General features: G+C 60.3%; 10 protein-coding genes, 1 tRNA gene and 1 pseudogene. 5 read left to right on the forward strand and 7 right to left on the reverse strand.

Going from position 1 to position 12352, the window contains the following annotated elements:
• Nucleotides 1-115: 115 nt before the first annotated feature.
• The 3 genes from argC to rplM form a co-directional block, all read right to left on the reverse strand.
• Entirely contained in the window at nt 116-1153 is a 1038-nt protein-coding gene (gene argC / locus H7225_RS16205) for an N-acetyl-gamma-glutamyl-phosphate reductase (RefSeq protein WP_290663685.1), read from the reverse strand.
• A gap of 137 nt (nt 1154-1290) precedes the next feature.
• The gene (rpsI, locus tag H7225_RS16210) at nt 1291-1683 is read right to left on the reverse strand and encodes a 30S ribosomal protein S9 (protein WP_290663687.1); all 393 of its coding nucleotides are present in this window, start codon (nt 1681-1683) and stop codon (nt 1291-1293) included.
• Between the two features lie 9 nt (nt 1684-1692).
• A complete protein-coding gene (gene rplM, locus H7225_RS16215; protein ID WP_290663689.1) occupies nt 1693-2121 on the reverse strand; it encodes a 50S ribosomal protein L13 in 429 nt (142 codons plus the stop codon).
• Nucleotides 2122-2464: 343 nt separating this feature from the next.
• Here rplM and H7225_RS16220 point away from each other — a divergent pair, with 343 nt between their 5' ends.
• Together H7225_RS16220 and H7225_RS16225 are read left to right on the forward strand one after the other, a co-directional pair.
• Nucleotides 2465-3169, forward strand: a complete 705-nt coding sequence (locus H7225_RS16220; protein ID WP_290663691.1) for a GNAT family N-acetyltransferase — start codon at nt 2465-2467, stop codon at nt 3167-3169.
• A gap of 91 nt (nt 3170-3260) precedes the next feature.
• Complete coding sequence (locus H7225_RS16225; protein ID WP_290663692.1) at nt 3261-3956, forward strand: DUF2726 domain-containing protein; 696 nt, start codon at nt 3261-3263, stop codon at nt 3954-3956.
• Nucleotides 3957-3977: 21 nt separating this feature from the next.
• Here H7225_RS16225 and htpG read toward each other — a convergent pair whose 3' ends face one another.
• Nucleotides 3978-5858: a molecular chaperone HtpG gene (htpG, locus tag H7225_RS16230; RefSeq protein ID WP_290663693.1), complete on the reverse strand. Its 1881-nt coding sequence runs from the start codon at nt 5856-5858 to the stop codon at nt 3978-3980.
• Nucleotides 5859-5992: 134 nt separating this feature from the next.
• Between htpG and H7225_RS16235 the strand changes: the two genes are divergently transcribed.
• The 3 genes from H7225_RS16235 to H7225_RS18350 all read left to right on the forward strand — a co-directional run bounded on the left by H7225_RS16235 (nt 5993) and on the right by H7225_RS18350 (nt 10438).
• Nucleotides 5993-9628 (forward strand): PAS domain S-box protein, encoded by a 3636-nt coding sequence (locus tag H7225_RS16235; protein WP_290663695.1) that lies wholly within the window; start codon nt 5993-5995, stop codon nt 9626-9628.
• Between the two features lie 59 nt (nt 9629-9687).
• Nucleotides 9688-9764 (forward strand) — tRNA-Met (locus H7225_RS16240).
• 299 nt (nt 9765-10063) lie between these two features.
• On the forward strand, nt 10064-10438 hold the full coding sequence (locus H7225_RS18350; protein ID WP_366481665.1) for a surface-adhesin E family protein: 375 nt from the start codon (nt 10064-10066) through the stop codon (nt 10436-10438).
• 132 nt (nt 10439-10570) lie between these two features.
• On the opposite strand, the gene H7225_RS16245 is transcribed toward H7225_RS18350, so the two are convergent.
• The 3 genes and pseudogenes from H7225_RS16245 to H7225_RS16255 form a co-directional block, all read right to left on the reverse strand.
• Entirely contained in the window at nt 10571-11149 is a 579-nt protein-coding gene (locus tag H7225_RS16245) for a recombinase family protein (RefSeq protein WP_290663696.1), read from the reverse strand.
• Between the two features lie 423 nt (nt 11150-11572).
• Nucleotides 11573-11842: a hypothetical protein gene (locus tag H7225_RS16250; protein ID WP_290663697.1), complete on the reverse strand. Its 270-nt coding sequence runs from the start codon at nt 11840-11842 to the stop codon at nt 11573-11575.
• 365 nt (nt 11843-12207) lie between these two features.
• Nucleotides 12208-12352: pseudogene (locus tag H7225_RS16255) on the reverse strand (ISL3 family transposase); the annotation flags it as partial.

A 12352-nucleotide genomic window follows, 5' to 3' on the forward strand; every position in this document is an offset into this window, starting at 1 on the left:
GAGAAACCCAACACCAAGGCGGCCAGCACCCAACGCACCGGCCAAGGCAGGTGGCTGCGCACCGACATGCGCGGCGCGCTGATGGACAGGCGCCGCCTGATCAGCCGCCAACGCATCAGGGCAGGACCGGCACTTGGGTCAGCCCCAGGTGCTCTTCCAGACCGCACATCAGGTTCATGCACTGCACGGCCTGGCCCGAGGCGCCCTTGGTGAGGTTGTCCTCGACCACCAGCACCATGACGGTGTCCGGCAAGGGCCGGTGCACCGCGATGCGCACGGTGTTGCTGGCGCGCACGCTGCGGGTCTCGGGCGCGCTGCCCGCCGGCAACACATCGACGAAACGCTCGCCTTGGTAGAAGGCTTCGTACAAGGCCTGCAGATCGGCCGCCTGGCCTTCGCTGTTGAGGCGCGCGTACAAGGTGGAATGGATGCCCCGAATCAAGGGCAACAAATGCGGAACGAACAGGCAATTGACGCTGTCGTCGCCCGCGATGATGCGCAATTGCTGGTTGATCTCAGGGCCATGCCGGTGACCCTTGACGCCATAGGCCTTGAAGTTGTCACTGGCCTCGGCCATCAAGGTGTGGACCTCGGCCTTGCGCCCAGCCCCGGACACCCCCGACGCGCAATTGGCAATCAGGTGCGTGGGGTCGATCAGCTTGTGCTTGAGCAGCGGCGCATAACCCAGTTGTACCGACGTGGGGTAACAGCCAGGGTTGCCAATGAGGCGGGCTTTTTTGATGGCCTCGCGGTTGATCTCGGGCAGGCCATAAACCGCCTCGGCCAGCAGGTCGGGGCAGCTGTGCGCCATGCCGTACCACTGCTCAAACTCGGCCAGGTTTTGCAGGCGGAAATCAGCCGCCAAATCGATCACCTTGACGCCAGCGGCCAGCAACTCACGCGCTTGCGCCATGGCCACACCATGCGGCGTGGCGAAGAACACCACATCGCAGGCCGACAGGTTGGCATCATCAGGCGTCACGAAAGGCAAATCGACATGGCCGCGCAGGCTGGGGTACATGTCGGACACCTTCATGCCGGCTTCTTTGCGGCTGGTGATGGCCTGGACCTGGACCCGGGGATGCTGGGACAACAGGCGCAGCAATTCGACGCCCGTGTAGCCCGTGCCACCCACAATGCCGACCTTGATCATGATGATGATTCCTTTGATGCCCGGAGCGAGAAGCTCGCCATTTTAGGGGGAATGAAAAAAAACCCGCCACAGTTGCCTGGGCGGGTTTTCTGGTCAGACAAGCCTGCCCCAACAGCAGCAGGCTCTGACCAATCGGATCAGCGCTTGCTGAATTGCTTCCGGCGACGAGCGCCGTGCAGACCGACTTTTTTACGTTCGACTTCGCGAGCATCGCGGGTCACGAAACCGGCGCGGCTCAAGTCAGGCTTGAGTGCTGCGTCGAAATCGATCAGAGCGCGGGTCACGCCGTGGCGCACAGCGCCAGCTTGACCCGACTCGCCGCCACCCTTGACGCTGACCTTGATGTCGAAAGCTTCGACATTGTTGGTCAGAAGCAAAGGTTGCTTGACGATCATGATTGAGGTTTGACGGCCGAAGTAGTCTTCGACTGTCTTGCCGTTGACCATGATTTGGCCAGTGCCCTTCTTGATGAAGACGCGGGCGATGGACGACTTGCGACGCCCGGTGCCATAGTTCCAATTACCGATCATGGCCGCTCCTTAGATTTCCAGGGGCTTGGGGCTTTGCGCGGCGTGCGGGTGGGCACCGCCTGCGTAAACCTTCAGCTTCTTGATCATGGCATAGCCCAGGGGGCCCTTGGGCAGCATGCCCTTGACTGCCTTTTCAATGGCACGACCAGGATGCTTGGCTTGCATGTCCTTGAACGTGGTGGCGTGGATACCGCCGGGGTGACCCGAGTGGCGGTAGTACACCTTGTCAGTGGCTTTGTTGCCAGTGACGCGAATTTTGTCCGAGTTGACGATGATGATGAAGTCACCGGTGTCAACGTGTGGCGTGTAAATGGCTTTGTGCTTTCCGCGCAGACGGAGAGCGACTTCGCTGGCCACTCGTCCTAACACCTTGTCGGTGGCGTCGATCACAAACCACTCGTGCGTCACTTCGGCCGGCTTGGCGCTGAAGGTAGTCATGAGATTTCCTAAGTGTGAAACTGACTGACTGTCGTCATTGGCGCCACTTCTTAAACTTCGTGGTGGCCTCTCAGACAACGCTGCTGCTTCTATAAAAATTGCCTATAGAAAATAGCTGGGTTTTGTGAACAACCTGAACAACCCATCCCCGGCAGTCAAGTCGGGAGCTAAAGATTCTACTGTGATTAGTGTCAATAGCGCAAGACAGGGGTGAAACCATGTTTCATGGCGGCATCCCCGGCTTGCCAAGCCCGGCCCAGCGCCCTACCATGAGTGATAACCCTCGATCGAGGGTGAGGGTGACAAACGGTCGCCTTCGCCACGGCCAGGAAGGGGTCACACAATGACCGCTCACAAGTCTGAATCCTCATCATCATCGCTGGACAAGTTTGGATTGGCCCACACGCCAGGCGGTGGCGTGCCCTCAAAACATCGAAGGGCCGACCTGGTGCACCACTGGGTGCCCATCCGCGATCTGAAACCACACCACCGACGACGAATCCTTGACCATTTGCTGTCGCTGAACGAGCACGACCGCTACCTGCGATTTGGGTTTCTGGCACCGCTTGAGCAATTGTCCAGGTACGTGGCGTCCATCGATTTTCGCCGCGATGAAGTGTTCGGCATTTTCAGTCGGCACTTGCAGCTTTTGGCCGTGGCCCACCTGGCCGCCATGCCACGGGGGCATGTGCGGGGATCGGCAATGGAGTTTGGTGTGTCGGTGCTGCCCGATGGCCGCGGCAAGGGCCTGGGACTGCGGCTTTTCCAGCATGCCATCACCCATGCGCGCAACCGTGGGGCCAGCCATTTGGTCATCCATGCCCTGGCCGAAAATGCGCCCATGCTGCGCATCGCCACCAAGGCGGGTGCCACCATGGAGCAATTCGGACAAGATGCCGAGGGCTGGTTAAAATTACCCAAAGACACGGTGGCCACCCACCTGGAAAGCTCACTGCAGTCGATGGCCGCAGAGGCGATTTACCGGGCCAAGTACTGGACGGCACACTTCAGCGACTGGCTGCGGATGCTGGTCTCTTCCGCTCCGTGAAAAACGGCTCCCGCGTTCGAGCGCCCCTTTCTTGGGGATTGGAACATCGGCAAAACTGAGTACTATTACCACCACTTATTCGAGGGGTAGTATGCAGATGAATCCGTTGCTGATAGGCGTCATGGTGCTGGCCGCGCTCGCGGGCTTGTTGCTGGGCGTCGTTTCGCAAAGGCGCCGCTTCGCCAGCCAACGCGAATGGCCACAGCGCTGGAATCTCAACGCCCGGCCCTTGTTCACCACCGATGAGCGCATCCTGTTCAAGGAGTTGCGCAACGCCCTGCCCAACCACGTTGTGCTGGCCAAGCTGAACCTGCTGCGCTTTTGCCAGGCCGCCGATGAGTTCGAGGCTCGGGCATGGTACGACCGACTGAACACCCTCCATGTGTCGTTCGCGGTTTGCACACCCACTGGCTCAGTGGTCTCGGTGATCGACATTGACTCGCCCAGCAAAGCTTCATCGGCACGCTCGCAGCGCATGAAGGAGGCCGTGCTGGAGGCCTGCCGCGTGCGCTATGTGCGCTGCCGCCCAGGGCAATGGCCACACCAGGCTTTGATCGCGGCTTGGGCCTTGGGCCAAAGTCAGGCCGGGCCTGCGCACCACACGATCAGCAATTCCCTGCACGATGCGGGCGATGAGGTCGCCCGCAAGTTGCGCCTGCGCCGCGCCGAACGGGCCGCGCGCTGGGCCGAATCCAGCTTTGCGCAAGACTCGTTCTTTGCGTTTGACAGCCGACTGGAAGGAAGCCTTCACTCGGAGTCGGAGCCGCTTCAGGCGTCCAGCAAGTGAAGACATCCCACCATCACGTCATCACGCCGCCAACAGGGTGTTGACGCGTCGCACGTAGGCTGCGGGGTCGTCCAGGTGGCCGCCTTCGGCCAGCATGGCTTGGTCAAACACGATGTGGGCCAGGTCGTCGAACTGCTCGCTGGTGTCCAGCTTTTTAACCAGGGCGTGCTCGGGGTTGACTTCCAGCACGGGCAGACCGGCAGGCGCGCCTTGTCCGGCTTGCTTGAGCAGGCGTGCCAGGTGGCCACTGATGTCACCCTCTTCCACCACCAGGCAAGCGGGTGAATCGACCAGGCGGGTGGTGACGCGCACGTCTTTGGCCTTGTCTTTCAGGGCGGTTTTCAGGCGCTCCAACAGGGGCTTGAAAGCCGTGGCGGTTTCTTCGGCCTTTTTCTTTTCTTCTTCGTCTTGCAGGGTGCCCAGATCGACGGCGCCCTTGGCCACGCTTTGCAGTGGCTTGCCTTCGAAATCGAACAGGTGCGAGAGCATCCATTCGTCAACGCGGTCGACCAGCAGCAGGACTTCGATGCCCTTCTTGCGGAAAATCTCCAACTGCGGGCTGCTCTTGGCGCCAGCCAGGGTCTCGGCGGCGAGCACGTAGATGGCCTCCTGGCCTTCTTTCATGCGGCTGACGTAGTCGGCCAGGGAGACGCCTTCATCGGCCTGCGTTGAGGCAAAACGGAACAGCTTGGCCAGGCGTTCGCGGTTGGCGAAGTCTTCGCCAATGCCTTCTTTCAAGACCGAGCCAAACTCTTTCCAGAAGCTGGCGTACTGGTCTTTCTTGGCCTGGTCTTCGTTGTTGGCCAGGTCTTCCAGCATCGACAAGACGCGCTTGGTGCAGCCTTCACGGATGACTTTGACGTCGCGGCTTTCTTGAAGGATTTCGCGCGAGACGTTCAAGGGCAGGTCGGCGCTGTCAACCACGCCCTTGACGAAGCGCAGGTAGGACGGCAGCAGGGCTTCGGCGTCGTCCATGATGAAGACGCGCTTGACGTAGAGCTTGAGGCCGCCACGCTTTTCGCGGTTCCACAAATCGTGTGGCGCATGGGCGGGCAAGTACAGCAACTGGGTGTATTCGCTGCGGCCTTCGACGCGGTTGTGCGTGTGGGCCAACGGCGCCTGGCTGTCGTGGCTGATCTGCTTGTAGAACTCCTGGTACTGCTCTTCAGTGATGTCGCTTTTGCTGCGGGCCCACAGCGCGGCAGCCTGGTTGACGGTGTCCCACTCGTCCTTGAGGACTTGCTCGCCTTTCTCCTGGTCCCATTCTTCCTTCTGCATGAGGATGGGCAGCGAGATGTGGTCGGAATACTTGTTGATGATGCTGCGCAGCTTCCAGCTGGACAAGAACTCGTCTTCGCCTTCGCGCAGGTGCAAGATGACGTCGGTGCCACGGGTGGGCTTGTCGATGGCCTCGACCTCGAAGTCGCCCGCGCCTTCGCTGCTCCAGCGCACGCCTTCGCTGGCAGCAGCGCCAGCGCGGCGGGTTTCAACGGTGAGGCGGTCGGCCACGATGAAGCCGCTGTAAAAGCCCACGCCAAACTGGCCGATGAGTTGCGAGTCTTTTTGCTGGTCGCCCGACAGCTTGCCGACGAATTCCTTGGTGCCGCTCTTGGCGATGGTGCCCAGGTGGTCGATGGCCTCTTGCGAGCTCATGCCAATCCCGTTGTCGCGGATGGTGATGGTGCGGGCGGCTTTGTCGACCAGCACGCGCACTTCCAGGTTGGGCGCGTCTTCGTACAGGCCGCTGTGGTCCAGTGCTTCGAAGCGAAGCTTGTCGCAGGCGTCGGACGCGTTGGAGATCAGCTCGCGCAGAAAGATTTCCTTGTTGGAGTACAGGGCGTGCGTGACCAGGTGCAGTAGTTGCTTAACCTCGGCCTGGAAGGAAAGAGTGGTTTTGTCCATGGTCTATTTTTAATGCGGGCAACAGTGAAGCCCCGAAGATAAGGCAACTGCCGTGAATTTCAAGGCCTGACATGGAACAATGGACCGATTGACGGGTGGATCGCCCGGGTAGGAACGCCAGACAGCTGATTCAAATGTCACTCCGATTTCTAGATGGCGGGGGCGCCATGGGCGCCATGATCCGAGCTCAGGACTGGGCCAGCACGCCCCTGGGTCGGCCTGCCGATTGGCCTCAGCCGCTCAAAACCATCGTGGGCGTGATGCTGGGGGCCAACCAGGCCATGTTCGCGGCGTGGGGGCCGCAGCAGGTCATGTTCTACAACGACTTGTACGCCGACATCCTGGGCGATCACCATCCAGCGGCACTGGGGCGCCCCTTTGCCGAGGTCTGGCACGAGATCATCGACGACGTCGGGCCGATCATGGCGAAGGCCTACGCCGGGGTGCCGACGTCCATGGAGGACATCAAACTGACGATGCACCGCCATGGCCGCGCTGAAGTGACCCATTTTTCGTTTTTTTACACGCCGCTGGGCGATGAAAACGGCGATGTGCAGGGCGTTTTTTGCGCCTGCAACGAGATCACGGCCCAGGTTTTTGCTGAGCGTGAACGGGTGGCTGAACTCGAGCGCTTTCGCGGCCTGTTCGAGCAATCACCCAGTTTTGTGGCCGTCCTGCGCGGCCCAGAGCATGTGTTCGAGCTGGCCAATCCCGCTTATTTGAAGATCGTTGCGCGTCAGGACATCTTGGGGAAAACGGTGCGCCAGGCCCTGCCCGACGTCGCAGGCCAAGGTTTTATAGCGTTGCTCGACCAGGTCTACCTCAGCGGCGAGCCCTTCGCGGGCCGGGCTGTTTCGGTGTTTCTGTCCAGCCAGCCAGGCATGCGCCCCGAGCGCCGCTTCCTTGATTTCGTCTACCAGCCCATCCACAACAACCAGGGCGCGGTGACCGGCATTTTTGTGGAAGGTGTCGATGTGACGGCGGCCCACGAAGCGGCCCAGGCACTGGCCGCCTCCAACGAGCAGTTGGACCGCGCACAAGCGGCTGGCGGGATCGGCATGTTCACCTTGGACCTGACCCAGAACATGGTGACGATCACACCAGAGATGTGCCGCATTTTTGGCTTGCCGGAGCAGCAGATCGTGCCACCGGAGGTCCTGGAAAAACTGGTCATCTCGGAGGATGTGGGAAGGGTGTCCAGCCTGGCCACCCGCACTCAGGGCGAGCTGCCGTTGAAGACCGAGTACCGCATCCGACGACCCGACAATGGTGAGGTTCGCTGGATCGCGCGGTGCGCCGAGTTCCAATGTGACGAGCAAGGTCGGCGCGTCAGATTGGTGGGCGTGGTGCAAGACGTGACCGAACGCCACCAGTCCGAACAGGTGCTGCGCGAAAGCGAAGCCAAATTCCGCACCTTTGCCCAGGTCATGCCCAACCATGTCTGGACATCCCCACCCAACGGACAACTGGACTGGTTCAACGAACAAACCCTGGCCTACAGTGGCTTGAGCTACGAGCAACTGTCCGGCCAAGGCTGGGCACAAATCGTGCACCCCGATGATTTGCAAGGCGCCAGCCTGGCCTGGGCGCACGCCCTGTCCAGCGGGCAAATTTACGAGATTGAGTTTCGCATCCGCCGCGCCGATGGCGCCTACCGCTGGCACTTGGTGCGAGCCCAACCCATCCGCGCTGGCGATGGCACCATCAGCCGGTGGATCGGCACCAACACCGACATCGAAGACCAACGCCTGGCCAGCGAAGCGCTGCTGGCGATGAATGCCACGCTAGAGCAACGCATCGAAGAGCGCACTGCAGAGCGCGACCGCGTCTGGCGCAACTCTCAAGATTTGCTGGTGGTCGTTGGTGGTGATGGCATCTTCCGCGACGTCAATCCAGCGTGGACACGCATCCTGGGCTTCAGCCGCGAGGAGATCATCGGCCAGCACATTGCTGCGCTCACCCATCCAGACGATCATGCCGCCACGCTGAACGCCCTGTACTACTCGACCCACGACGTGCTGGTCCAGTTCGAGAACCGCTTTCGGCACCTGGATGGCGGCCACCGCTGGTTCTCGTGGACCTCCTCGCCAGACAGCAATGGCCTGGTTTACGGCAATGGTCGGCACATCACCGCCGAAAAGGAAGCGCAAGCCGCGCTGGAACGCACTCAAGATGCGCTGCGCCAAGCGCAGAAAATGGAAGCCATCGGGCAACTCACCGGCGGCGTCGCGCACGATTTCAACAATGTGCTGCAAGTGATTGGCGGCAACCTTCAGTTGCTGCGCGAAGCCACGCGGCACGATGAAGCACTGCAACGGCGGGTTGAAGCCGCCATCGCCGGGGTGGACCGTGGCGCCAAGCTGGCCCTGCACCTGCTGGCCTTTGCCCGCAAACAGCCCCTGGCACCCGATGTGCTCAACATCGGACGGCGAGTGCAAGACCTGGACGACATGCTGCGCCGCGTGATTGGTGATTCAATCGAACTGAAAACGCACATTGCGCCGGACTTGTGGAACACCTTCGTGGATCCGCACGGCCTGGAAAACGTGCTGCTGAACTTGGTCATCAATGCCCGCGATGCCATGAACGGTACAGGCCAGCTGACCCTTGAAACGGACAACGCCAGCCTGGACGAGGTCTACGCGCACGAGCACCCCGATGTCACGCCCGGCCAGTACGTGGTGATCACCTTGTCGGACACCGGCAGCGGCATGCCGCCAGACATCCTGGAGCGCGTGTTCGAGCCTTTCTTCACCACCAAACCCGAAGGGCACGGCACGGGGCTGGGCCTGAGCATGGTTTACGGCTTCATCAAACAAAGCGGCGGCCATGTCAAGATTGACAGCGCGGTGGGCCTCGGCACCACGGTCAAACTCTACCTTCCACGTTCACACCAGACTCAGGAAACCATGTTGCCCGAATTCAGCGGCCCCGTGACCGGCGGCGATGAAACCATCCTGGTGGTCGAAGACGACCTTCAGGTGCGAGAGACCGTCGTGGCGCTCTTGTCCGAGTTGGGCTACACCGTCCTCAAATCGCCAGATGCCGCCAGTGCCCTGGCCATCCTGCAAAGCGGTGTGCCCGTCGACCTGCTGTTCACCGATGTGGTCATGCCAGGCGCCTTGCGCAGCCCCGAGTTGGCACAACTTGCCCGCGAGTTGCACCCCAACATCGAGGTGCTCTTCACCTCGGGCTACACCGAGGACGCGATCGTGCACGGCGGCCGGCTTGACCCCGGCGTGGCCCTGCTGAGCAAGCCTTACCGCCGCGAAGACCTGGCCCACAAGATCCGGCACATGTTCGTGAACCGCAAGTTCGCCGCCACGCTCAAAGCCCACGTCAAGGCCCACCGGTCGGAAGCTTTGGCCGCGACCACGGGCAAGCCAGAAACAGCGGCCCCTCTGGACAAAACACCCGCCGGCTTGCACATCCTGGTCGTCGAGGATGAAGAAGACTCATTGCGGTCCATGCTCGAAATCCTCGAGCTGTCGGGCTACACGGCCGTTGGCGCCCCGTCTGCCGAGAAAGCGCTTGTACTGCTGGACCAGGCCAAGTTCGATGTGCTGATGACCGACATCAGTCTGCCTGGCATGTCGGGGCGAGAGTTCGCCGCCCTGGCCCGCAAACGCCAGCCCTTGAAAGTGATCTTTGCCAGCGGCTATGGCCCGCGCAAGGATGAACTCGTTGACGCGGTCTGGCTGCAAAAGCCGTTTGACTTCGACGTGCTGTTCGCGCTGCTTGAGGAACTGGGCTCGGCCATGTCTGCCTGAACCACATCACGAAGATTTTTCAACGACGTTGAAATCCAGCGTATAATCTTTGGCTCAGTGGCGCTTTAGCTCAGTCGGTTAGAGCGATGGAATCATAATCCACAGGTCCGCGGTTCGAATCCGTGAAGCGCCACCAAACGTATTTGTACTGAGGCGGGCGGCCCCTAAAGTCAGCGATGACGGGGCTTCCCAGGTGAGTATCCACTAACGATGGAACCACCCTTGGAACCAGTGATGGGACCACCTTGGAACCACTTAGAAGCTTCCTTGAGGGGCTTTTTCTTTGTCCGCTTGACGCTGGGCACCCTCAAAAGATAGTTGTGGCATCCCGCCCGTTTGGCCATATGCCAGCGCCCAATGCATCAAAGGGAGCGCTGCAAGATGCCAAATAGATTATTCGCGGGAGTCCTACTGCTCTTGCTATCAAAGGGGGTCATGGCTGAATGGCTTTTCCTCAAGCAAAACACAGAGGCGGCCATGTTCATTGAGCCCACATCACTACGCATATTGGCGGGGACATCTAAGGTCTGGACACTTATTGACTTCAACAAGCCGCAGTCACGTAAAGATGGCAAACCGTTCTTTTCGTTCATGCTTCAGTCTGAATGGGATTGCAAGAATGAGCTAACCCGCTCCCTGTACATCTCGCAGCATGCTGGACATATGGGCCAAGGAAATAAACTTTCTGGGGCTTCCACCACCGAGGAATGGCGGCCTGTTTCCCCCGGTGGGCCTGACGCCTTTATCCTTGGTCTTGTATGCGACCCCGAGGTCCGCAGCGGGGCTCAAGACGGACTTAGACTCCCCTGACAGGTACCGGCAGGGCTCACTATGCCAGCGCCCTAGAGGGCCATTGTGGGCCTGATGGGCTGCCCCGTTGGGTGAACCGAAAGGAGGCTGAAGGCAGCTCGAAAGGGGATAGATAGGACGGGGGCCACGCAATCACTGAGCCGCGCAGTAGCGCTTGACGGTGGATACAGACAGGTCCCAGTGAGCCGCAGTGGCCGCAATGCTTGCCCTATTAGCTGCCCGCCACTGAACCACCTCCAAAGGGTTCGCCTCAAAGGGGCGGCCCATGCTGTCCTTGCCGTGCTGCGTCTTGCCGGTACGTGCAAGGTGTTCCCGTGCAGTGTCCCTGCCCGCCTGGGTGCGCTCGATGATGCGCTTTCGTTCCATGTCGGCCACCTGAGCCAAGACGGCCAGGATGAGTTCCCCCACGCCCTTTGCTATCCGGCCCAATCCGTGAACCTCAACAGCCACGCCACGGGTCAGCAAGTCCCGCACGGTGGTTTGCACATCGATAGCATCCCGGCCCAATCGGTCCACGGCATAGACATGGAGGGTGTCGCCTTCGCGTATGAACTTCAGTAGCTCCCCGAAGCTCGGGCGGTCACGGGCAGGGATGGCACCGCTGATACCCTCGTCCTTGAACTCGTTATCGAAGCCGCCCCCCAGGGCCCGCCTCTGGGATTCAATGGACTGGTCAACTGTTGAGACACGAAAGTAAGCGATACGGGCCACGGTAGCCTCCTGACTGGTTCATAAGATATACATCTATTATGAGCCTAGCCCACAATCCTAGTCAAGTAACTTATAAGCCAAGCAACGTGCCCCGAAACGGGGTAGCCCTCAAGGTACAACTTGTGAGCCAGGACCCGCGAACTTCAACGGGCAATCAGCTAGGGGGAGCAACAACAAAGCACCCATTCAATTCCCGCATGGGGTCAACGGTCGAGGGCGGCACGGGGGAAAGTCGGCTGCGCGGATAGAGGTATACCCACTGACAACTTTGCACCAAAATTAGGCCGACCCTTCCCAGCGTTTCCAGAAACACATTTCGGGGAAGAAACAGCCCAAAGGCCCTGCCACCATTGACGATGCCCGCTGACTTGTTCCATGGTCTGTTCAAATTGAACAGCCGCATGGTTGACCGAGAGATGCCCGTCAGAAGTTGGGGTTCTCAAGGGCAACCGGACGGGGCACATGCGGTTTCAATTTGAGCTCAGCCAGTGCCACTTCCAGGCGTTCAATCACGTCTGCCCTGTCATAGGGACAAGCAAGTAAGTCAGCCATCTGGGTGACCCGGGTAGCAGCATCCAAGGCCTGAGCCATGAAGCCCGTTTGGGGGTCGTATCGGGCCAGTTCAGGCGCACTATTGAAGCCCGCCCCCTTGTCGCCCATTGCCTGATAGATATCAGGGTGGTCTACCTTCATCCAGTTACGCAAGGTCGTGTGTGCGGTGCCCGTACCGAGAGTCGCAGCGATATCCCGATATGTAAGACGGGTGCCCCGCCTCCCGGGACCTGTCCAATGTTTGTCAGCAGCGATAAACGCCCGGAAGATAGCCCGGTGAGCCGCCCTCTTGAGCGGTAGGCCGTTCGTCAGGTTCGCCCGGGCTGCTTCCCATACTGCATCCTTGTGAGACATTGAGGTGACGCGGGCGCGAACTCGGGCGTTTCCGGCGGCCTTATTGGCTGCCATTCGGTGCCAACCGTCAACGAGGAACAATGCCCCATCAATATCAGCCAGAGCAACAGGGGGAAATTCAGGCTCTATGCCGTTTCGAGTGGAACTTGACATCAGCACACGTGTCGCGTAATGCCTAAGTCAAGGGGTGAGGCGGGAGTAAATGGGTTGGCGGGCAGATGCTTGAGCTTGGCCATGCGCAGGTAGGCGATGGCGATGAAGTTGCGCACCGTTCTGAAGCCACGCGCCGCCGTTTTA

The organism is Aquabacterium sp. (assembly GCF_014378415.1).
Lineage (GTDB): Bacteria > Pseudomonadota > Gammaproteobacteria > Burkholderiales > Burkholderiaceae_C > Aquabacterium.